The 22,311-nt window shown below is 52.9% G+C and carries 21 protein-coding genes and 5 tRNA genes; 4 read left to right on the plus strand and 22 right to left on the minus strand.

Translation table 11 applies throughout. The features are described from left to right. Positions 1 to 36 precede the first annotated feature (36 nt). From rpoB to MKFW12EY_RS18380, 19 genes are all read right to left on the minus strand, one after another. Positions 37 to 4,113: a DNA-directed RNA polymerase subunit beta gene (rpoB, locus tag MKFW12EY_RS18290; protein WP_221053527.1), complete on the minus strand. Its 4,077-nt coding sequence runs from the start codon at positions 4,111 to 4,113 to the stop codon at positions 37 to 39. A gap of 126 nt (positions 4,114 to 4,239) precedes the next feature. Then, complete coding sequence (rplL, locus tag MKFW12EY_RS18295; protein ID WP_221053528.1) at positions 4,240 to 4,611, minus strand: 50S ribosomal protein L7/L12; 372 nt, start codon at positions 4,609 to 4,611, stop codon at positions 4,240 to 4,242. A 47-nt stretch (positions 4,612 to 4,658) separates the two neighbouring features. Then, a complete protein-coding gene (gene rplJ / locus MKFW12EY_RS18300) occupies positions 4,659 to 5,153 on the minus strand; it encodes a 50S ribosomal protein L10 (protein ID WP_064024020.1) in 495 nt (164 codons plus the stop codon). Between the two features lie 182 nt (positions 5,154 to 5,335). Then, positions 5,336 to 6,031, minus strand: coding sequence for a 50S ribosomal protein L1 (gene rplA / locus MKFW12EY_RS18305; RefSeq protein ID WP_064024014.1), 696 nt, complete (start codon positions 6,029 to 6,031; stop codon positions 5,336 to 5,338). Beyond that, positions 6,031 to 6,462, minus strand: a complete 432-nt coding sequence (rplK, locus tag MKFW12EY_RS18310) for a 50S ribosomal protein L11 (protein ID WP_054763025.1) — start codon at positions 6,460 to 6,462, stop codon at positions 6,031 to 6,033. The genes rplA and rplK overlap by 1 nt, the downstream gene beginning before the upstream one ends. A gap of 97 nt (positions 6,463 to 6,559) precedes the next feature. Continuing rightward, positions 6,560 to 7,093, minus strand: coding sequence for a transcription termination/antitermination protein NusG (gene nusG, locus MKFW12EY_RS18315; protein WP_064022739.1), 534 nt, complete (start codon positions 7,091 to 7,093; stop codon positions 6,560 to 6,562). After that, entirely contained in the window at positions 7,093 to 7,473 is a 381-nt protein-coding gene (secE, locus tag MKFW12EY_RS18320) for a preprotein translocase subunit SecE (protein ID WP_054763024.1), read from the minus strand. Before secE ends, nusG begins: the two co-directional genes overlap by 1 nt. 38 nt (positions 7,474 to 7,511) lie before the next feature. Continuing rightward, positions 7,512 to 7,587 (minus strand) — tRNA-Trp (locus MKFW12EY_RS18325). Positions 7,588 to 7,621: 34 nt separating this feature from the next. Further along, positions 7,622 to 8,812: an elongation factor Tu gene (gene tuf, locus MKFW12EY_RS18330; RefSeq protein ID WP_054763846.1), complete on the minus strand. Its 1,191-nt coding sequence runs from the start codon at positions 8,810 to 8,812 to the stop codon at positions 7,622 to 7,624. Between the two features lie 35 nt (positions 8,813 to 8,847). Then, positions 8,848 to 8,923 (minus strand) — tRNA-Thr (locus tag MKFW12EY_RS18335). A gap of 19 nt (positions 8,924 to 8,942) precedes the next feature. Next, positions 8,943 to 9,016 (minus strand) — tRNA-Gly (locus MKFW12EY_RS18340). Between the two features lie 20 nt (positions 9,017 to 9,036). After that, positions 9,037 to 9,121: transfer RNA gene (locus MKFW12EY_RS18345), tRNA-Tyr, on the minus strand. 63 nt (positions 9,122 to 9,184) lie between these two features. Continuing rightward, positions 9,185 to 9,742: an aminoacyl-tRNA hydrolase gene (gene pth / locus MKFW12EY_RS18350; protein WP_054762723.1), complete on the minus strand. Its 558-nt coding sequence runs from the start codon at positions 9,740 to 9,742 to the stop codon at positions 9,185 to 9,187. A 16-nt stretch (positions 9,743 to 9,758) separates the two neighbouring features. Continuing rightward, a complete protein-coding gene (locus MKFW12EY_RS18355) occupies positions 9,759 to 10,355 on the minus strand; it encodes a 50S ribosomal protein L25/general stress protein Ctc (protein WP_054762721.1) in 597 nt (198 codons plus the stop codon). Between the two features lie 44 nt (positions 10,356 to 10,399). Next, the gene (locus tag MKFW12EY_RS18360; protein ID WP_054762719.1) at positions 10,400 to 11,353 is read right to left on the minus strand and encodes a ribose-phosphate diphosphokinase; all 954 of its coding nucleotides are present in this window, start codon (positions 11,351 to 11,353) and stop codon (positions 10,400 to 10,402) included. A 35-nt stretch (positions 11,354 to 11,388) separates the two neighbouring features. Further along, positions 11,389 to 11,463: transfer RNA gene (locus tag MKFW12EY_RS18365), tRNA-Gln, on the minus strand. Positions 11,464 to 11,472: 9 nt separating this feature from the next. Beyond that, positions 11,473 to 12,324, minus strand: a complete 852-nt coding sequence (gene ispE / locus MKFW12EY_RS18370) for a 4-(cytidine 5'-diphospho)-2-C-methyl-D-erythritol kinase (protein WP_054762729.1) — start codon at positions 12,322 to 12,324, stop codon at positions 11,473 to 11,475. A gap of 20 nt (positions 12,325 to 12,344) precedes the next feature. Continuing rightward, complete coding sequence (gene lolB / locus MKFW12EY_RS18375) at positions 12,345 to 12,911, minus strand: lipoprotein insertase outer membrane protein LolB (protein ID WP_054762717.1); 567 nt, start codon at positions 12,909 to 12,911, stop codon at positions 12,345 to 12,347. Positions 12,912 to 12,913: 2 nt separating this feature from the next. Then, complete coding sequence (locus MKFW12EY_RS18380; protein WP_221053529.1) at positions 12,914 to 14,638, minus strand: tetratricopeptide repeat protein; 1,725 nt, start codon at positions 14,636 to 14,638, stop codon at positions 12,914 to 12,916. Positions 14,639 to 14,786: 148 nt separating this feature from the next. On the opposite strand from MKFW12EY_RS18380, the gene hemA reads away from it, so the two are divergent. The 4 genes from hemA to MKFW12EY_RS18400 are packed head-to-tail and all read left to right on the plus strand — an operon-like array spanning position 14,787 to position 18,410. After that, the gene (gene hemA, locus MKFW12EY_RS18385) at positions 14,787 to 16,037 is read left to right on the plus strand and encodes a glutamyl-tRNA reductase (protein WP_064022745.1); all 1,251 of its coding nucleotides are present in this window, start codon (positions 14,787 to 14,789) and stop codon (positions 16,035 to 16,037) included. 6 nt (positions 16,038 to 16,043) lie between these two features. Further along, complete coding sequence (gene prfA, locus MKFW12EY_RS18390) at positions 16,044 to 17,129, plus strand: peptide chain release factor 1 (RefSeq protein ID WP_054762710.1); 1,086 nt, start codon at positions 16,044 to 16,046, stop codon at positions 17,127 to 17,129. Continuing rightward, positions 17,122 to 17,988 (plus strand): peptide chain release factor N(5)-glutamine methyltransferase, encoded by an 867-nt coding sequence (gene prmC, locus MKFW12EY_RS18395; RefSeq protein WP_054762709.1) that lies wholly within the window; start codon positions 17,122 to 17,124, stop codon positions 17,986 to 17,988. Before prfA ends, prmC begins: the two co-directional genes overlap by 8 nt. Beyond that, positions 17,985 to 18,410, plus strand: a complete 426-nt coding sequence (locus MKFW12EY_RS18400) for a M67 family metallopeptidase (RefSeq protein ID WP_054762726.1) — start codon at positions 17,985 to 17,987, stop codon at positions 18,408 to 18,410. Before prmC ends, MKFW12EY_RS18400 begins: the two co-directional genes overlap by 4 nt. Here the strand turns inward: MKFW12EY_RS18400 and MKFW12EY_RS18405 are convergent. The 3 genes from MKFW12EY_RS18405 to MKFW12EY_RS18415 are packed head-to-tail and all read right to left on the minus strand — an operon-like array spanning position 18,407 to position 22,231. Next, positions 18,407 to 19,795: a sigma-54-dependent transcriptional regulator gene (locus MKFW12EY_RS18405; protein WP_221053530.1), complete on the minus strand. Its 1,389-nt coding sequence runs from the start codon at positions 19,793 to 19,795 to the stop codon at positions 18,407 to 18,409. The two genes, MKFW12EY_RS18400 and MKFW12EY_RS18405, sit on opposite strands and share 4 nt — an antisense overlap. Positions 19,796 to 19,800: 5 nt before the next feature. Next, positions 19,801 to 20,745: a cation diffusion facilitator family transporter gene (locus MKFW12EY_RS18410; protein WP_221053531.1), complete on the minus strand. Its 945-nt coding sequence runs from the start codon at positions 20,743 to 20,745 to the stop codon at positions 19,801 to 19,803. Between the two features lie 58 nt (positions 20,746 to 20,803). Then, a complete protein-coding gene (locus MKFW12EY_RS18415) occupies positions 20,804 to 22,231 on the minus strand; it encodes a sensor histidine kinase (RefSeq protein WP_245006352.1) in 1,428 nt (475 codons plus the stop codon). Between the last annotated feature and the right edge of the window lie 80 nt (positions 22,232 to 22,311).

A 22,311-nucleotide genomic window follows, 5' to 3' on the forward strand; every position in this document is an offset into this window, starting at 1 on the left:
ACCGATACCGTCCGAAATCTAGTCGTGTGAGGCCGACTACTCTTGTTCCATCTCGATATTGACCGCCAAGGAACGTATCTCTTTGACCAATACGTTAAACGATTCCGGCATACCGGCTTCCATGGAATGGTTGCCGTCGACAATGTTTTTGTACATTCGGGTCCGCCCTGTGACGTCGTCCGACTTGACCGTCAACATTTCCTGCAATGTGTAGGCCGCACCGTAGGCTTCCAGGGCCCAGACCTCCATCTCACCGAAGCGCTGACCACCGAATTGCGCTTTACCACCCAACGGCTGTTGCGTGACCAGACTATATGGACCTGTGGAACGCGCATGCATTTTGTCATCGACCAAGTGGTTCAATTTCAGCATGTACATATAACCCACGGTAACTTCGCGCTCGAACGGTTCGCCAGTCAATCCGTCGTAAAGCACGGTTTGACCATGTTCAGGCAAATCGGCCAAACGCAGCATGGTACGAATATCTTCTTCAGAAGCGCCGTCAAATACCGGAGTCGCCATCGGCACACCGCTGACCAAATTGAGCGCCAACTCCAAAATCTCTTTATCGCTGAACAGGCTCAGATCTTCCTTTTTACCGCTGCAGTTGTAGATTTTTTCCAAGAAACCGCGAATTTCGGCGACCTTGGCTTGCGCCTCCAACATTTTTCCAATCTTGATACCCAAGCCTTTTGCCGCCCAGCCCAAGTGGGTTTCCAGCACCTGGCCCACGTTCATCCGCGACGGTACGCCGAGCGGATTGAGCAGAATGTCGACCGGATTACCGTCCGCGGTATAAGGCATGTCTTCGATCGGCACGATCTGTGAGATAACACCCTTGTTACCGTGGCGACCTGCCATCTTATCGCCCGGCTGGATACGTTTTTTCACGGCCAAATAGACCTTGACCATTTTCAGCACGCCTGGCGCCAGATCGTCGCCCATCGTGATTTTTTTCTTTTTCTGCTCGAAACGCTCGTCAAATTCTTTGCGTTGCTGCTCGACTTGTTCGGCAACGGTTTCCAACTGAAGGTTGGCATCCTCGTCCAAGGTTCTGATTTTCAACAACTCGGAATGGGTCAATTGATCCAGATAATCGGCGCTGATTTCTTCGCCTTTTTTAAGACCATTCGGCCCTTTTTCGGCTTTCTTGCCGGTCAGCAAGGTTTTGACCCGCGCAAAAATGTCGTGCTCGACAATTTTCAACTGATCGTCCAAATCTTTGCGATAACGCTTGATTTCGGCTTCCTCAATCTCCAGCGCACGTTTGTCTTTCTTAACGCCATCGCGAGTGAAGACTTGCACGTCGATCACAGTACCGCGGACGTTGCCGGGCACACGCAAAGAAGTATCTTTCACGTCGGCAGCTTTTTCGCCGAAAATCGCCCGTAACAGTTTTTCTTCCGGCGTCAGTTGAGTTTCGCCTTTCGGAGTTACCTTACCGACCAGAATGTCGCCACCTTTGACTTCGGCACCGACATACACAATACCCGACTCGTCCAACTTGGAAAGCGCTTCCTCGCTGACGTTTGGAATATCGGCAGTGATTTCTTCCGGACTATGTTTGGTCTCCCGCGCGACACAGGTTTTTTCTTCGATGTGAATCGTCGTAAAACGATCTTCTTTCACGACCCGCTCTGACACCAGGATCGAGTCTTCGAAGTTGTAACCGTTCCAAGGCATGAAAGCGATCAGCATGTTCTGACCCAGCGCCAACTCGCCTAAGTCGGTAGACGGTCCATCGGCCAAAATATCGCCTTTATTGACGATGTCACCCAGCTTGACCAAAGGTTTTTGGTTGATACAGGTATTTTGGTTGGAGCGGGTATATTTGATCAGATTGTAAATATCCACACCCGGTACGCCGGCAACGGTTTCGTCATCGTTGGCGCGAACCACGATACGGCCCGCGTCGACGGCTTCGACCCTACCGCCGCGGGTAGCAACTACCGTTACCCCGGAGTCTTTAGCGACAACCCGCTCCATACCGGTACCGACCAACGGTTTCTCCGCACGCAAAGTCGGAACCGCTTGGCGTTGCATGTTCGAGCCCATCAAGGCGCGGTTGGCGTCGTCGTGCTCCAAGAATGGAATAATGGAAGCCGCTACGGAAACAATCTGTTTGGAAGACACGTCCATATATTGCACGGTGTCCGACGACGCCAGGGTAAATTCGTCCTTATAACGGCACGACACCAAGCCTTCGACCAGCTTACCGTTTTCGTCGACAGCCACGCTGGACTGAGCGATGACGTATTCGCCTTCTTCAATCGCAGAAATGTAATCGACTTGGTCGGTTACTTTGCCATCGACCACTTTTCTATATGGCGTCTCCAGGAAACCGTATTCGTTGGTTCTGGCATATACCGACAACGAGTTAATCAAACCGATATTCGGCCCCTCTGGTGTCTCGATCGGGCACACCCGGCCGTAGTGAGTGGTGTGAACGTCGCGAACTTCGAATCCTGCACGCTCTCTGGCCAAGCCGCCTGGACCCAACGCGGAAACCCGGCGTTTATGTGTGACCTGCGACAGCGGATTATTTTGGTCCATGAACTGCGACAACTGGCTGGAACCGAAAAACTCCTTCACCGCAGCTGACACCGGTTTGGCGTTGATAATTTCCTGCGGCATATAGCCTTCCGAATCGGCCAGGGTTAAACGCTCTCTGACCGCACGCTCAACCCGCACCAAACCGATACGGAATTGGTTTTCGATCATTTCACCGACTGAGCGGACGCGGCGATTTCCCAAATGGTCGATATCGTCCACGGTGCCGTTACCGTTTCTGATTTTGATCAATTCTTTCAGGACATCGATAATGTCTTCTTTGCTGAGCGTTCCCGGACCGTCGGTTTCTTCTCTGCCCAACCTGCGGTTAAACTTCATGCGTCCAACGGCAGACAGGTCGTAACGTTCGTCGGTAAAAAACAGGTTCTCGAACAAATTTTCGGCCGACTCCACGGTGGGCGGCTCGCCCGGACGCATCATCCGGTAAATTTCGACCAGGGCTTCCAGCCGGTTGGTCGTCGTGTCCAAGCGCATGGAGTTGGAAATGTACGGACCGCGGTCGAGATCGTTTACGTACAACGTGTTGATTTCGGACACACCGGCGTCGATCAGTTTTTGCAACAGGTTATCGGTAATCTCGTCGTTAACATTGGCCAACAACTCTCCGGTCGATTTGTCGATAACGTTGTGGCCAAGAATTTTGCCGTACAAATAGTCGCGCGGGACTTCAATTTCGGTCACACCGGCTTTTTCCAACTGGCGGACATGCTTCGCGGTGATTCTGCGGCCCTCTTCAATCACAACCTTGCCGTCGTGTTTGATATCGAATACCGCCATCTCGCCGCGCAAACGCTCCGGGATCACATGGAACATCAATTTGTCGGCATTCAAAGAGAACTTGTTGGTGTCGAAGAAAATCTTAACCATCTCTTCGTTTTCGTATCCCAGCGCTCGCAGCAGAATCGTGGCCGGAATTTTCCGGCGTCTGTCGATACGTACGTAAACGGCGTCTTTATGGTCGAATTCGAAATCCAACCAAGAGCCGCGGTACGGAATCACCCGAGCATTGAAAAGCAATTTTCCCGAAGAATGAGTTTTGCCTTTATCGTGGTCGAAGAATACGCCGGGCGATCTGTGCAATTGCGAAACGATAACACGCTCGGTACCGTTGATCACGAATGTACCGTTGTCGGTCATCAACGGCAGTTCACCCATGTAAACTTCTTGCTCGCGGATATCCTTGACAACTTTAGTATTAGCCGGCGCATCTTTGTCGTAAATCACCAGGCGCACCAATACTCGCAGCGGCGCCGAAAACGTCGCGCCGCGTTGCTGGCATTCTCTCACGTCGAAAGCGGGCTCTCCCAAGCGATACTTAACGTATTCCAATACGGCGTAACCAGAGTGGCTAACCACCGGAAATACGCTGGAGAATGCTGCGTGCAATCCTTGGTTGCGCCGTTTATCGGGCTCCACACCGGATTGCAGGAAATTCGCATAGGAATCAATTTGTGTCGCTAATAGATATGGGACGTCGAGTACCTCTGTACCTTTCCCAAAATTATTACGGATACGCTTTTTTTCGGTAAAAGAATAGGCCATATTGCTTCTATACCTTCGTCGTCAGAGAATATTTGTACTGCTTTTTACAAGCAGTAAAAGGCCGACGGCAAGATGCCGTCAGCCCGGTTTGGTAGGCTTACGCCAGATATGTAGCAGTCAAGATACTTATTTGATTTCGGCGGTTGCGCCAGCTTCCTCAAGCTCTTTTTTGGCCGCTTCGGCTTCACCTTTGCTGACGCCTTCCTTCAATGTGGTTGGAGCGCCTTCTACAGCGTCTTTTGCTTCTTTCAGACCCAAGCCGGTCAAACCGCGAACCGCTTTAATGACAGCAACTTTATTGTCGCCGAAGCCTGTCAAAATTACATCGAACTCGGTTTGTTCTTCAACAACTGCAGCAGCGGCAGCTGGAGCGGCAACAGCGACCGCAGCAGCCGCAGAAACGCCAAATTTTTCTTCCATCGCAGAAATCAGGTCAACGATTTCCATCACAGTCATATTCGCAACTGCTTCAAGGATGTCTTCTTTTGAAATTGCCATTTTTTATTCCTCTAAATATTTAAAGTTGTATATCGTAGGTCGCGAATTTATGCCGCTTCTTTCTCGTCTCTGATAGCCGCCAACGTACGAGCCAATTTCTCGACAGGGGCTTTCATGACCGACATCAGCATGCTGATACCTTGATCGCGAGTCGGCAATCTCGCCAGACGTTCCAATTCCGATCCGCCGAAAGCTTGACCGCCAATTGCCACAACTTTGGCGATTAACTTGTTGTTTTCTTTCGCGAAATCGTTTACCAAGCGCGCAGCAGAACCAGGATCCTCCATCGAAAAAGCTAAGATCAGAGGTCCAACCAACCCATCTTGCATGCATTCGAATTCGGTTCCGGCGACGGCACGTTTTGCGAGCGTATTTTTTACAACGCGCAAATAAACACCCGTTTCTCTCGCGGTTTTCCTGAGCTTGGTAAGTTCAGTAACGGTCAATCCACGATATTCTGCGGCAACCGCAGAAAGGGCTTTGGCGGCGAATTCAGCAACTTCCTCTACGACAACTTTTTTGCCATCTAAATTGAGTGCCACATCTATCTCCGGTGTGTTTCTGAATTTTCATCAGAATCAATAAAACGCATCTTTGCGATGCCCCTTACGGGTATCTTTCACCTTTTGGTTCCAGCTCCCGTCTGCGTAGGATAATTAAGCCTGAGCCCCTACGGTCTTTGACGGTTGCCGGCTTAGTCCGGCAACCCAAAGTTTTTTGAATATTAAATATCGATGCTTGTTTGATCGATCCACAGGCCTGGCCCCATGGTCGAAGACAGCGAGATTTTTTTCAGATAAATACCTTTGGCAGCAGTCGGCTTGGCTTTTTTCAAGTCGCCAATGAGAAACTCAAGGTTTTGTTTGAGCGCATTTTCGTCAAACGAAACTTTACCGATCGAACAATGGATAATACCTGCCTTGTCAGTACGGTATCTGACTTGACCGGATTTGGCATTTTTCACTGCGGTTGCAACATCGGGGGTAACGGTACCGACTTTTGGGTTAGGCATCAGACCTCTTGGACCTAAAATCTGGCCCAATTGACCTACAACACGCATCGCGTCGGGAGAGGCGATAACAACATCGAAATTCATTTCGCCACGTTTGACCTGCTCGGCAAGATCGTCCATGCCAACGACATCGGCACCTGCCTCACGCGCGGCATCGGCGTTAGGCCCCTGAGTGAACACTGCTACTCTAACGGTTTTCCCGGTGCCATGAGGCAAAACAGACGCTCCGCGTACGTTTTGATCGGATTTACGCGGATCAACGCCGAGGTTGACACTGACGTCTACAGATTCGTCGAATTTACTATTAGCAAATTCTTTCAACAAACTGACCGCTTCGCTGACAGAATATTGTTTGCTGCGCACAACTTTTTCTTTGATGGCTTTTGCTTTTTTCGAAATTTTAGCCATTACACGCCCTCCACGTTCAAGCCCATGCTGCGAGCGCTTCCCGCAATAATTTTGATGGCAGCTTCCATATCGGCTGCATTCAAATCTTCCATTTTGGTTTTGGCAATTTCTTCCAACTGGGCTCTAGTTACGGTACCGACTTTATTGGAGTTTGGCTTAGCGCTACCACTCTTTATTCCGACCGCTTTTTTCAACAATATCGAAGCAGGTGGAGTTTTAGTAATGAATGTGAAGCTTTTATCGCTGTAAACGGTGATCACGACGGGGAGAGGCAACCCTTTTTCCACGTCCTGGGTTCTGGCATTGAACGCTTTACAGAACTCCATGATATTAACGCCACGTTGACCTAAAGCAGGACCTACCGGCGGACTCGGATTCGCCTCCCCCGCTTTGACCTGTAATTTGATATACGAATCAATTTTTTTTGCCATTTTATACTCCCAACGGGTTATAACGCTTTATAAGCTCCCCAAGAAACAAAAATCCCGGCCACGCGAATGGCAGGGATTTCTAAAAACCTACATTTGATTAAATTTTTTCGACTTGGCCAAACTCAAGCTCGACTGGCGTTGAACGACCAAAGATCAGAACAGATACTCTCAGGCGGCTTTTCTCGTAATTTACTTCTTCGATATTGCCATTAAAGTCTTTAAACGGACCGTCTATAATTCTGACGACCTCACCTACTTCAAACAGAACCTTAGGTCTTGGCTTGTTGACACCCTCTTCGACGCGACTCAATATCGCCATCGCCTCTTTTTCTGAAATCGGTGAAGGCCTATCTGAGGCGCCGCCAATAAAACCCAACACTCTAGGCACATTACGCACCAAATGCCAGGTTTCGTCATTCAACTCCATCTGGACCAGCACATAACCAGGAAAAAACTTTCGCTCACTTTTCCGTTGCTGCCCCATCCTCATTTCAACAACTTCTTCTGTTGGGACAAGGATTTTACCGAAGTATTCTTGCAAACCTTCTCGCTTGATTCGCTCTTCAAGAGCCTGCTTTACTTTATTCTCAAAGTTCGAATATGCATGCACAACATACCAGCGAAGCGCCATTACTTAACTCCCTGGCCCATCAATAGCTGGACACCCCAAAACAGGAACATATCGAGCAACCAGAGTATCAAGCCGACGATAAAAACCATTAAAAAAACCATCAGCGTGGTACGCACCGCCTCATCTTTTGTCGGCCAAACAATCCGTTTGAATTCTTGCTTAGACTCCAGGATAAAACCCCACAAACCGCGCCCTTTTGCCGTAGCAAAACAAAGGCCGGCAGATGAAGCCAAGACCGCCAACAGGGACAGAACCCTGTACAGAAGCGGGATATCGGAGAAATAATAAAACGCTACAACGCCCGCAACAGCAACCACCAAGGACAAAGACAGCTTAACAATATCACCTACAGAGGTGACTTCTTCCGCGTGTGCGTTCATTTATCAGGACTTGAAATTAATTGAAACGATTTTCTGAGTGGCAGGCCAGGAGGGACTCGAACCCCCAACTTGCGGTTTTGGAGACCGCTGCTCTACCAATTGAACTACTGACCTAATTCAGAAAATAAACTTTCAGCCAAAAGCGGCGTTACTCGACAATAGAAGCCACAACACCCGCACCTACGGTACGACCACCTTCGCGGATCGCGAAGCGCAAGCCGTCTTCCATCGCGATCGGCGAGATCAATTTAACGGTGACGGAGATATTGTCGCCCGGCATTACCATTTCTACGCCTTCAGGCAGCTCAACCGCACCGGTTACGTCAGTCGTTCTGAAGTAGAATTGCGGACGGTAGCCGTTGAAGAATGGGGTGTGACGACCACCCTCTTCTTTCGACAATACGTAGATTTCCGCTTTGAAATGGGAGTGCGGCTTGATGCTGTTTACGTGCGCCAATACCTGACCCCGCTCGACATCGTCACGTTTAGTACCACGCAGCAGGATACCGACGTTGTCACCGGCTTGGCCTTGGTCCAGCAATTTGCGGAACATTTCGACACCGGTGCAGGTGGTTTTTTGGGTATCGCGAATACCGACGATTTCAACCTCTTCGCCAACTTTGATAATACCGCGCTCTACACGACCGGTTACCACGGTACCGCGACCGGAAATGGAGAATACGTCTTCGATCGGCATCAGGAATTTGCCGTCGATCGCACGTTGCGGCTCTGGGATGTAGCTGTCCAGCGCCTCAACCAGTTTAACAACCGATTGGACACCGATTTCGCTTTGCTCGCCTTCCAGTGCCTTCAACGCTGAACCAACGATGATTGGGGTGTCGTCGCCCGGGAATTCGTATTGGTTCAACAACTCGCGAATTTCCATCTCAACCAGTTCGATCAACTCAGCATCGTCAACCATATCGGCTTTGTTCAGGAACACGACGATGTAAGGAACACCTACTTGGCGAGACAACAGGATGTGCTCACGCGTTTGCGGCATCGGGCCGTCGGCAGCGGAGCAAACCAGAATAGCGCCATCCATTTGAGCGGCACCGGTAATCATGTTTTTGACGTAGTCGGCGTGACCCGGGCAGTCAACGTGGGCGTAATGGCGATTCGCTGACTCATATTCAACGTGAGATGTTGAAATGGTGATACCGCGAGCGCGCTCTTCGGGTGCGTTGTCGATTTGATCGAATGCTTTCGCTTCGCCACCTTGCAGTTCAGCCATCACTTTGGTCAAAGCCGCTGTCAGCGTGGTTTTGCCGTGGTCAACGTGGCCGATCGTCCCTACGTTTACGTGCGGTTTCTTTCTTTCAAATTTTTCTTTAGCCATTTCGAAACACCTACAACAATACGATCAAAATAAACTGGAGCTCATAACCGGATTTGAACCGGTGACCTCTTCCTTACCAAGGAAGTGCTCTACCTACTGAGCTATATGAGCAAAAACAACCTACTCAGAATGGAGCGGGTGATGGGAATCGAACCCACGCAATCAGCTTGGAAGGCTGGAGTTCTACCATTGAACTACACCCGCAGGATTCCTCAAAAACAAGATGGTGGAGGGGGGAGGATTCGAACCTCCGAAGGTAGAACCGGCAGATTTACAGTCTGATCCCTTTGGCCGCTCGGGAACCCCTCCGTACTTATTCGATCAATTTTCCTCTTCTTTCCCAAAGAGGTCAAGCTTTTTTTAAACCACTCCTTACGACAGCGAATTAACAACAGCTAAATCACCCGCCAGCAAAGCATCAACATCCTTCAGCAAAACTTCAAACAAATCGGAGAGCCGTGCCAACGCATCCCCAGAAAAACCGGACAATACATAATCAGCAACACCACCCACCAGAGGGCGACTTATTCCGATTCGCAAACGATGAAAATCTCTAGTTCCGATATGATCAATAATGTCGCGCAGACCGTTATGACCGGCATGCCCCCCGCCCCGCTTGAGCCTAACCAAACCCTCCGCCAACTCAAGCTCGTCGTGCACCACCAACAACTCGCCAGGGTCCAGCTTGTAATACCGCAAAACCGCACCAACCGAAGCACCGCTTCTGTTCATAAATGCCATTGGCTTCAACAACAAAATCTTGCCGTCACCAACAAAGCACTCAGCAACATCCGCTTGAAATTGCCCAGCACGAGACCACCCAGCACCACAAAAAGCAGCCAAACGATCTACAAACAAAAACCCGGCATTATGCCGGGTTTTTTCATACTGCTGACCAGGATTACCCAGACCAACAATTACCTTAATCATTCGCCCTTTCGGATAATCATTCAGACTCTTCCGAACCCCTGGTTTTCACAACCTGAGCCACCGGATGATTATGCTCAGAACCATGAGCCAAAGCAGGCAATTCGACACCCGCCGGCAACACCAAATCAGACAAGTGAATGGTCGCCCCGATATCCACCCCAGCCAAATCCACTTCGATGAATTCCGGCAACGCCGAAGGCATACACACCACCTCGACATCAGTCATGGCGTGAGTCACGACACCGCCCTTCTTGACACCAACGCAGACAGATTCATTAACAAAGTGCAAAGGAACATGGACTTTCAGTCTATGAGAATCATCGACACGCATGAAATCCATATGCAAAATCTGAGGCTTTGCAGGATGACGCTGAATGTGCTTCAAAACCGCTTTCTCAGTTTTACCGCCAACAGTCACATCCAGGACGTGGGAATAAACCGCCTCATGCGCAAGGTGCTTGACGATCTCGTTATGATCCAATATCAGCATCTGAGGAGAAGCAGAGCCGCCGTAAATAACCGCTGGCACCTTACCTTGACGACGAACAACTTTCGCAGAAGCACTCCCCACGCCAACACGGGCCTCCGCAACAAATTCAAACACGTTTGCCATTATTTCTCCTCACGCTTGCCATTCAAGCACTACTTTAATTCTTGTTAATCAACATATAACGAACTCACGGACTCTCCAACCGCTATTCGCCTTATAGTTTCAGCCAGCATTTCAGCAACGCTTAACTGCCTAATCTTAACAACCCCCCCCAACTCTTCAGTCAGCGGTATCGTATCGGTCACAACCAACTCATCAAGCAAGGACTGCCTGACATTCTCTGCCGCAGGCCCGGACAACACAGGATGCGTACAGTAAGCAACGACTTTTTTCGCACCATGCTTCTTCAATGCCGCAGCCGCGTGACACAGCGTTCCCGCCGTATCTACTAAGTCATCGACCATTACACAAGTTCTGCCGTCGACATCACCGATGATGTGCATGATTTCGGAGACATTTGGCCTAGGCCTGCGCTTATCTATAATCGCTAAATCCGCATCACCCAACCGCTTGGCAATCGCCCTAGCCCTCACTACGCCGCCAACATCAGGAGAGACGACTATCAAATCCGGATATTCTTGCCGCCAGATATCACCCAACAAAATCGGAGATGCATACACATTATCGACCGGGATTCCGAAAAACCCCATAATCTGATCAGAATGCAGATCGACCGTAAGCGCCCGATCCGCACCAGCATTACCAATCATGTCAGCCACCAAACGCGCCGTTATCGGAACCCGCGCCGATCGCGACCGCCTGTCTTGTCGCGCATAGCCGTAGTATGGCATCACCGCAGTTATCCTAGCCGCAGACGCACGCCGAAGCGCATCAATCATCACCAACAATTCCATCAAGTTTTCATTGGTGGGCGAACAAGTCGGCTGAATAACAAACACATCCCTTCCGCGGACATTCTCTTGAATCTCCACAAAAATCTCGCCGTCGCTAAAACGACCGACGCTAGCCATGCCCAGACGCATATTCAGCTTCTTTACGATACCTTCAGACAAGGCCTTATTGGCATTGCCGGAGAATACCATTACTGAAGCTTCGCGCATTCAAGCACTCCCAAGGGATTTAAATTTGGAAATTATGGCTGGGCTGCTAGGATTCGAACCTAGGTATGCGGGGATCAAAACCCCGTGCCTTACCGCTTGGCGACAGCCCAATAATTGAATTAAAACTTTCCTTGTCCTAACTTAGAGTGAAGAGGCGACCTATCGACGCCTTTGGCGAGATAAACCTGCCACACCTCACTTAATTCGAAGAACGCGCGCCTTGCTAAATCTTCGGAATCAAATTCCGCAAAAACACAAGCCCCCGTCCCGGTCAGCCTAGCCACTCCGAATTGCGACAAGGCTTCGACAGCCTCTGTGATTGTAGGATATAAATCACTCACAACCGGAAGGCAATCGTTTCGTGCATCCCCTGCAAGAAAGTCCGTCATTGTGATGGGTTTGCTATTCCTTGTCAACCCATCAGCCAAAAAAATTTGCCTCGTGTCGACATGGCAATCCGGCTTAACTACCACGACCCACCGATCAGGAACGCTAACTGCGGAGAGCTTCTCTCCAACACCCTCCGCCCAGGCAGTACGACCAAACACAAACACAGGAACATCGGCCCCCAAGCGCAACCCCAGCTCCATCAGCGTTTCCAAGGAAAGCCCCACCCCCCAAAGCCGGTTCAACACCAACAACGTAGTGGCCGCATCGGAACTCCCGCCGCCCAAACCGCCGCCCATCGGCAAATTTTTCTCGATCTCGATCCACACACCCTCAGAGCAACCCGTATATTCTTTGAGCAACCTAGCCGCCCTTACGGTCAAATCGTCGCCCTCGGGCACCCCAGGGATTGGGTTCCGTAACCTAACCCTGCCATCCACGGAAGGACTGAAACTAATCCAATCACATAAATCGATAAATCGAAAAACGGTTTGCAATAGATGGTAACCATCCGCTCGGCGACCGGTTATTCTCAACATCAGATTCAACTTTGCCGGAGCCGGCCACTTCTCGCCCCACCCCATCGAATTCAATTGCCCCTCAGTCACGACAAATCCCACTGATCCACTATTAACTTAATTTTTGTCCTGTCTTTCTCGATATTGATTTTCTTGGGCAAAGACGCCGCCTCGATCCGGTGCGAATCTTTAAAAGTAACCCGCCAGCCGGCTTGCATAAAACCGGCATCCAACTCGACATCCGGCAAATCGGGATCGATAATACCGAACACCCAATATTTCAGCGACTTGACCGGCATCGCCACACCCAACCGCTCGGACAGGACCTGCTCTGCAGAACCGAAGAACTCTTGCTGATTTTCGCCGTCGTCAATAGTAACGGTACCGTCGGCCACACTGATCGCCAACCGGCCTTGCGCCAAGGGTCCAAGCAGCTCTATATCGTCTCTGACTCCGCGATGCCGCCAGTTCACGGACGCGGAAAACGACTCCCGCTCATCCGCAACCGCCAGCCTGCCGGCAAAAGCCCATTGCTCATGCGCCTGCAACGCCTGGGTTTCGAAGGGACGGTAGACGGACACACCGGATTCGTTAACCAGCGAACAAGCCGACAACGCCAAAAAACAAGTCAATCCCAACCCTCGAAGAAGCATAATCACTGGCCGTTCTGCAAAAAGCGTTTTTTGAACTCAAGCAGATATTCGTCATCCGGAGATTTTTTAAACGCGGCATCGAACAATTCCCTCGCCTGCTTTTTGTCGCCCATCTCCCAAAGCACCTCGGCAATATGGGCGGCAATCTCGTTTTCCGGTTGTTTCTCGTAGGCCTTGCGCAAATATTCCAAGGCCAACGCCAACTTACCCTGCTTATACAACAACCAACCGTAGCTATCGACGATCACCGGCTCATCGGGTTGCAACTCGATGGCCTTGCCCAAATATTTTGCCGCCTCATCGTAGCGTTGCGTTCTATCGACTAGGGTATAACCCAGCGCATTCAACGCCGCCACGTCGTCCGGTTTCTTCTCCAAAATCTTCAACAAATCGGCTTCCAGAACGTCAAGCTTATCCAAACGCTCAGCAACCAGCGCACGGGCGTAAAGCACATCGCGATTCTCCGGAGCCTCCTTAAGCGCCAAACTTAATGCATCGAAAGCTTCCTGATACCGGCCGGACTGGTTGTACAACTCCGCCTTGACCATCAGAATCCGTAGACGCTGCTCAGGATATTTGACCTCCATCCGCTTGACGCGCGCCTCGACGTCATCTAAACGCTTCTGCCCCATCAACAACGACACTGCCGCCATATCGGCGTCGAACGCATAATTGCCTTCTTCGACCCGATCGAACCAAGCCAAGGCTTTTTCCGGTCGCTGTTGGTCCAGCTCTATCTTGCCCAGATAAAAACTGGCTTGGCCTTCCCATTCCGGATTGGACAAAAGCTTCTCCAAAGTATTTTCGGCTTTGTCGACCTGGTTTTGCTGCATGTGAATCAAAGCCAGCGTAAACAGTGTCTCGGGATCGTCGGGCTTATCGTCCAGCACCGACTGGCAAAGCTTGATCGCGTCGTCGTAATCGCGATTACTGACCAAAACCTCCAACAGCATTTTGCGCAGCTGCTTGTCGTTCGGCGCTTGTTTGACCGCTTTTTCAAGATACTCTCTGGCCTTGACCAAGTCGCCTGCGCGCCCGGCCAACTGGGCTTGAAAAATAACCGCCTTGTTCCAGTCGGGCTCCAATAACAGCGCTTGGCTGATTTTTTGTTGGGCCAGTTCGTTTTGTTGCAGTACCGAAGCCAATACGGCCTGGACGAAGAAGATGCCGGCATGCGCCGGACGCATTTGCGCCAACTCATCCAACACGTCGTAAGTAAACTGAGTCCGGCCCTCTTTTTCCAACAGTTTGCTCATCTCCAGCAACCCGGCTTCGAAACCGGCGGGATCGTCGACCAGCATCGCATCGAGATTATCCAGCGCAGCCTTACGGTCCGAATTCTTAATCGCCAACAGCGCCGCGAATTTTCTGGCCGCCAAATTTTTGCCGTCTTTAGACAGCCATACCGTCAACGCTTCCCGCGTCCGCGTTTCGTCCTTCAAGAACAAGCCGATTTTCACCGCCCTTTCGGCGATGCGCGGATCGTCGACCCGTTTTGCGGCCTGCAAGTAAGCATCCATGGCCAAATCGTATTGGTTGCGCTGGCCTGCCAACTCCGCCGCCATCAGCAAATACAACACCTCTTCGTCGATCACGGTGTTGCGGTTAACCCGGCTTTCCAGGCCGTCGACCTTTGCCGGCCGCCCCTCGACCGTTGCCTCCTTTTCAGGCGCAACAGCACATCCGGCTAAAGATAAAACTATTGCTGTGGCTATCCATTTGTTCATGCAATCAATCGACCCGTGTTCAGAAAATTGTTTTAAATAGATTACCAGAAAAACCCCGGCGAGTAGGGCCGCTGTTTGATTGGATTTGGACAAAAACAGCGCATTACTTAAAATATAGGAATTTTCTTAAGTGATTACGCTTAAACCAATGACTCTTCTTGCCGTAGGGATAAATTACAACACTGCGCCGGTCGCCGTCCGCGAACGGTTAGCGTTCCCGTCGGAAGCCCTGGAAAGCACGCTGAAAAATTTGTGGAGCATCCGCGAAATCAGCGAAGCGGCAATACTTTCTACCTGCAACCGTACCGAATTTTACTGTCAGGCCGATAGCGACGACCAAAGCTCTCTGGTGGAATGGATTGCCGATACCAAGCGGATCAAACCTGCCGAGTTCACGCCCTACCTATACAGCTATAAAGACAGCCAATCGATTCGCCACATGTTTCGCGTCGCCTGCGGCCTCGATTCGATGATACTCGGCGAGCCCCAAATTCTGGGCCAGATGAAAACCGCCTACCACGCCGCCTCGCAAGCCGGCACGCTGGGCCGCAACCTCAGCAAGCTATTCCAGCATACCTTTTCCGCCGCGAAAAAGGTGCGTACCGATACGGCGATCGGCTCCAGCCCGGTTTCCGTGGCCTTCGCCGCGGTGCAACTGGCGCAGCAAATCTTCGACAAGCTGAGCGACCAGACCGCACTGTTGATCGGCGCCGGCGAAACCATAGAACTCACCGCCCGGCATTTGTTCCAACACGGCATCGGCCGGATTATCATCGCCAACCGCACTTACGATAAAGCGCACGCGCTCGCCGCCCAATTTAACGGCTATGCCATCTCGCTGGCGGAACTGCCCAACCATCTGGCCGAAGCCGATATCGTAGTTTCGTCCACCGCCAGCCAGTTGCCGATTTTAGGCAAAGGCCGGGTCGAGAGCGCGATCAAAATCCGTAAACACAAACCGATGTTCATGGTCGATTTGGCCGTGCCGCGCGATATCGAGGCCGAAGTCGGGCACTTACGCGACGTTTATCTGTACACGGTAGACGACCTGCAGCACACCGTGAACCAGAACATGGACTCCCGCCGCCGCGCCGCCGAACAAGCCGAAGAGATCATCGACACCCAAGTCGAACATTTCCTGGCTTGGCTGCGCTCGCAAGGCGCCCAAGAAACCATTCGCGATTACCGTGCCCAAGCGGAGCAGACCCGCGACGAAGCCTTGCAACGAGCGCTAGCCCAACTCAACAGCGGCGCCAGCGCCGAAGACGTGTTGCAACGCCTGGCCCATACCCTGACCAACAAACTCATCCATACTCCGTGCGCGCAACTGCGCGATGCCGGCGCCAACGAACGCCACGACCTGATCGCCGCCTCCCGCGAAATTTTCAAATTAAGATAACTGTTAATGAAACCCTCGATAAAAACCAAGCTGGAAAACCTCGGCGAGCGCTTCGAAGAAATTACCGCGCTGCTAACCCAACCGGAAGTGCAAAGCAACCAAAACCAATTCCGCAGCCTGAGCCAGGAGTATGCCCAGCTCGAACCCATCGTCGCCTGCTACAAACAATACCAAGATAACGAAGCCAATTTGGCAGCGGCCAAGGAAATGGCCAAAGACAGCGACCCGGAACTGCGAGAGATGGCCAAGGAAGAAATCGCCGCGGCCGACAGCCGGCGGGAAACCCTGGAGCAGGAATTGCAAATCCTGCTGCTGCCGAAAGACCCCAACGATAACCACAACGTCTTTCTGGAAGTCCGCGCCGGTACCGGCGGCGACGAAGCGGCGATTTTTTCCGGCGACCTGGCGCGCATGTACCAACGCTATGCCGAGCGCCAAGGCTGGAATGTGGAAATCATCAACGAAAACCGCGGCGAGCATGGCGGCTACAAAGAGATCATCATGCGCGTCGCCGGCCAGAACGTCTATTCGCAATTGAAATTCGAATCCGGCACGCACCGGGTGCAGCGGGTGCCGGAAACGGAATCGCAGGGCCGAGTGCATACTTCGGCTTGCACCGTGGCGATCATGCCGGAAGTCGACAGCGTCGACGAAATCGAGATCAATCCGGCCGATCTGCGCATCGACACCTACCGCGCCTCCGGCGCCGGCGGCCAGCACGTCAATAGAACGGATTCGGCGATTCGCATCACCCACATTCCGACCGGCGTCGTCGTCGAGTGCCAGGACGAGCGCTCGCAACACAAAAACCGGGCGCGGGCAATGTCGGTACTGCAAGCGCGTTTGCTGGCCGCCGAACAAGAAAAAATCCATGCCGAACAATCGGAAAGCCGCAAACTGCAGGTGGGCAGCGGAGACCGTTCCGAGCGTATCCGCACCTACAATTACCCGCAGGGCCGCCTGACCGACCACCGCATCAACCTGACGCTGTATAAATTGGAAGACATTATGGAAGGCGCGCTGGAGCAAGTCATTCAACCCTTGATCCACGAGCACCAGGCCGAATTGCTGACCCAGCTCGGCAATGTCTGACACCGATCGCGGCGAACAGTCAAGCATCGCCGATTTGCTGGCTTCCGCCGCCCGCACGCTAGCCGAAAGCTCCGAAACCGCCTGGCTCGACGCCGAAGTTCTGCTTTGCCATTGCCTGGATAAGCCGCGCTCATATCTGCGCGCCTGGCCGGAGCACCGGCCGGATGCCGAACCGGTCGCCGAATTTCGCAGCTTGCTCGAACGCCGCCGGCAAGGCGTTCCGGTGGCTTATTTGACCGGCTGCCGCGAATTCTGGTCGCGCGACTTTCTAGTCAACGCCGACGTACTGATTCCGCGACCGGATACCGAGTTACTGATCGAACTCTGCTTGAGCTTGCTGCCGGCCGATAGTACCGGCAAGGTCATCGATCTGGGCACCGGTTCCGGGATACTGGCGATTACGCTGGCCGCCGAACGGCCGCTGGCCCGCGTCACCGGTACCGATGTCAGCCCGGCGGCACTGGAAATCGCCAAGCGTAACGCTGCGCAGCTCCGGGTAACTAACGTCGAATTCGCCGCATCGAATTGGTTTGCGGAAATTACCGAATCCGGTTTTGACTTGGTGGTCAGCAACCCGCCGTATATTGCCGACGACGACCCACATTTGCAGCAGGGCGATGTCCGTTTCGAACCGGCCGGCGCTTTGGTCAGCGCCGAAAACGGCCTGAAAGACATCCACTCGATCGCCGAACAAGCCCGAGCCCACCTGAAGCCGCAAGGACACCTGCTGCTGGAACACGGTTACAATCAACAAGCCGGCGTCCAGGCGATTTTGGCGGCGCTCGGTTACCGGCAGATCGCCACGCACAACGATTTAGCGAATAATCCTCGCGTTACCACAGGGGTATGGAATTCATGACCAACACTTTAGAAATCAACCTGCCGCGCAAACTGACCAACCAATTGCTGCATCTGGCGCAAATGTCACCGGAGGCCGAGATCTGCGGTTTGATCGGCGCCGACGCCAGCGGCAAACCGGTCGGCTGCTATCCGGTCAACAACAGTGCCGCCGAGCCGAAACGCCGATTTTTACTGGATGCGGCCGAACAAATCGCGGCGATGAAGCAAATGCGCGAAAACGGGCAAAGCCTGTTCGCGATTTACCATTCCCATCCCGACGCGCCGGCCACGCCCTCGGCCACCGACATCGCCGAAGCCGCTTATCCGGATGCGCTGAATTTGATTATCTCGTTGAACACCAAAGGCGTATTGGAAATGCGCGGCTTCAAGATCGACGGCAATAACGTCACCGAAGCCGTGTTGAATTTGATCGAAGCCTAAGAGCCCTTGCACTTCAGGTTGTATTTCTGCACCCGGTAACGCAAAGTCTCTCGGGTCGTGCCCAACATCCGTGCAGCCGCGGTGACATTTTCGTCGGTGCGGTTCAATACTTCCTGGATCAGGTATTTCTCCATATCGTGCAGGCTCAGACTGCCGTCCAACGGCAGAAAAATGCCGTTTTCGTTTTGCTGCACGGCCGGACCGGTCGGTGCATTCGGCAATTGCAACCAATGCTCGGGAAAGTTCTCGTCGGTTGCCAGCAACACGCAGCGCTCGACCACATTGCGCAATTCGCGCACGTTGCCGGGCCAATCGTAGCCTTTCAATAAAGCCCAGGCCTGTTTGGAAATTTTGCTGACATTCTTCGCCGACTTGCGGTTGCTCTCGGCGACGAAAAACGGCACCAGTTCCTCCAAATCCTGCTTGCGCTCGCGTAAGGCCGGCACCCGCAGGCTCATCACGTTCAGGCGGTGGTACAAATCGCTGCGGAATAAGCCCAGCTCGACTTTTTGCAACAGATTCAAGTTGGTGGCGGCGATGATTTGCACGTCTATCGCAATCTCGGTTTCGCCGCCCAAACGCCGAATGCGCAAATCCTCCACCGCCTTCAGTAACTTGGTCTGCAAATCCAGATCCATCTCGCCGATCTCGTCGAGAAACAAAGTGCCGGTGTGGGCCTGCTCGAACAAACCGCGGTGGCGCTTCTTGGCACCGGTAAACGCGCCGGCTTCGTACCCGAATAATTCCGATTCCAACAATTCCCGCGGCAACGCCGCACAGTTGATCTCGATCAGCGGCGCATTGGCCCGGTTGCCGGAGGCGTGCAGGATGCGGGCGATCAAGCCCTTGCCGGTACCGGTTTCGCCGGAAATGATCAAACTGGAAAACGGCGTATTCGCCACCTGGGCGATCATAGTCCTCAGTAAAGTCGCCGCCTGACTGCCGCCGATCAAGGCATCTACCGTGTGCTTGCTGTTGCGCGCCATAGCCTGATGCTGCACCTGGCGCTGGGCCCGCGCACTGCGCGCTGCACCTTCGACCAACAAGTTCAGCCGCTCCAGCTCGCAGGGTTTTTCGACGAAGTCGTAAGCGCCCAAACGCACCGCCCGCACCGAGTCGGCAACCCCGCCGTAACCGGTTAAAAACACCCATTCGCTGCTGACGATTTTGTCCTTGATTCTTTCCAGCAAATCCAGGGCATTGCCGTCCGGCAGGTTCATGTCGGACAACACCACCAACGGATCGATAGTCTGGCTCAACAAATGCCGCTCGGCTTGTTGCAGATTCTCGCTAATCGTCACTTCCCAATTTTTTTTCCGAAAAAAACGCGCCAGCTCGGAACCGAGCAAGGCCTCATCTTCGATGATTAACAGAGTGTCCGGCATAGGCGTTATTTATGCTCCCAGGAGGCAAGGTCTTCGATCGGTTCCAGATGGGTGTCGATATCGATGTTGTCCAAATTGTCCATGATCCGCCGCTCGATGTCTTCCAGCAAATCGTGGCCCTGCTGTACGCTCCATTGGCCCGGCACCAGCACGTGCACCGACATGAAACGGCGGGCACCGGCGTAACGGGTCCGCAAGGCGTGGTAGGCAATAGCATGGCTGGCGACGTATTGCTCCAACACCTCAACGATGGCTCTGACCTCGTCGGCCGGCAAGGCCGCGTCGAGCAATCCGGAAACGGTACGCCGAATCAACTGCAAGCCGGCCCAAACGATATGCAAGGCCACGCCGATCGCCAGCAACGGATCCAGAATTTCCCAGCCGGTCATACCCAGACTTTTCGCCAGACTCAAACTGGCTTCGAACCGGTTGCCCACTGAAATCAAGGCAATCCCGACCAGGATGCCGACCGTGGTCCAGACGTCGGTCATCAAGTGCTTGCCGTCGGCTTCGAGCGTGATCGATTGCCGGTTGCGGCCAACCCGGATCAAAATGCGCGCGACCGCCAGATTGATCAACGACGCGAACACCGATATGGCAATACCCAAATCCAGTTGTTGCAAAGCCTGCGGATGCCACAAGCGATCCCAAGCCGAAAAACCGATGCTGAAAGCCGCAAGCAGAATCATCACGCCTTCGGCGCCGCTGGAAAAATACTCGATTTTCTCGTGGCCGTAGGCGTGGGTAGCATCCGGTGGCCGGGCGGAAATACTCAACACGGCAACCATGATCACCGCCGCCAACAAATTAATCACCGATTCCAGTGCGTCGGATAACAAACCCACCGACCCGGTCAGCCAATAGGCGTAACTTTTCAGCGCGATAGTCGACACGGCCGCGGCGATGGACAGCCAACCATAAGCGGCGAGAGATTTCGGTGCGTCAGCCATTAGCGTTGCATTGTCAGAAAAGGCTGAATATTAGCAGATTGAACTACGCCGGCCGGCCTCATACGGTCAGCGGCAAGGTCAATGTTACGCAAGCATGGCCCTGGGCATCGTTTTGCAATTGCAGCGCCCCTTGGTGGTCTTTGGCGAAACGCCGGACCATCGCCAACCCCAAACCGCTGCCGCCGTCCTTCAGGCTGACAAAGGGGCGGATGCCGTGGCGCAAAAAGTCGGCGCTGAAACCCGGACCGGAATCGACCACGGTAAGCTCCAACTTGTCGTCTACAATCTCGGCCGTGACGTCGACGGCGCCGTTATTGGGGCCGATGGCCTGCACCGCATTCAACAATAAATTCAGGATCGCCTGGCGGAACTCGCTCTCCGGCAAGAAGGCATACAGGTTATCGGCCACCCGACAATTGAACGCCACATTTTCCCGGGCCTGGTATTTCAGCAAGGTTAACAATTCTTCCAGCAAAGGCTGCACCGCGACCCGTTGCGACGTCTCGCCGTTACTGCGGGCCGAGGCCAATAAATCGTTCAAATTGCGAGTCAGCCGCTGCACTTCGCGGTACACCATCCGCAACCGTTCCGCCAATTCGCTGTCGCCGCATTCCTCCAACATGTTCTCCAGTGCCAATTGGATACTGGCCAGCGGATTGCGCAGTTCGTGGGCAGTGCTGGCCGCCAATTCGGCCAATGCCGCCAAACGCTCGGCCTTGGCCAACTGCTGGCTGCGCTCCAGCAAAGCGTGGCTGGTTTGCCGGACTCGGTATTCCAGCAATTCGGTATGCTGCAAATGTTCGCGCTCCAGCTCCACCAGACGCGAGACCAAATGGTTATAGCGGTCGAACAAGGCGTGCATTAAAGGATCCGAGGTGCTGCGGTTGATCGGCTTCATTTCGCCTTCCGCCAGACCGGACAACAGTTCCTTCAAACAGTCCAACGGTTCCAATACATTGGTGCGGAAGAAATAACCGACGATCCACAGCAGCAACAGCGGCAACAAAATCGCCAACTGCATTTCGAGTTCGCCGTCGTCCTCGATATTGATCAACAGCCGCTCTTCTTCTTGAGCCTGGCGGTCCAGAACCTGCTTGATCAATTGCAAGGCATGGACCAGATTGGCCTGGTCGCCCTGCACCGCCTTGCCGAACACTTCCTGCAATTGCTGCAGATTAGCCGGAATCGCGCTGTCGTAGTCGCTCAAGCCGCCGATCAATTGCTCCTGGATATCGGACATTTGGCTTTTCTCGGCTTCGGAGGCGCTCTGATTGGTCGACAGCGTCAATTGCAGTTGCAGCAGTTCGAATAGCGTATCTTCCAAATGGTGGCCGCGGCCGATATCGCGTTCGATGATGTGGATCCGCTGATCGTTAACCCAGGTCAAGCGGCCGATCGCCAACAATTCGGCAATCACCAACAGGCCAAGAACAAAGCTGACGAAAATAACCGGCCGAAACAGCAGGCGGCGCATGGTGGGGTACATAGGCGGATACCGGGTAATCGTAAGATAGCTGGGGAGTTTACCCGACGTTGTTCGAAGTCGGTAAGCGGATAGCTAGCGAC

The organism is Methylomonas koyamae (assembly GCF_019669905.1).
Classification (GTDB): domain Bacteria; phylum Pseudomonadota; class Gammaproteobacteria; order Methylococcales; family Methylomonadaceae; genus Methylomonas; species Methylomonas koyamae.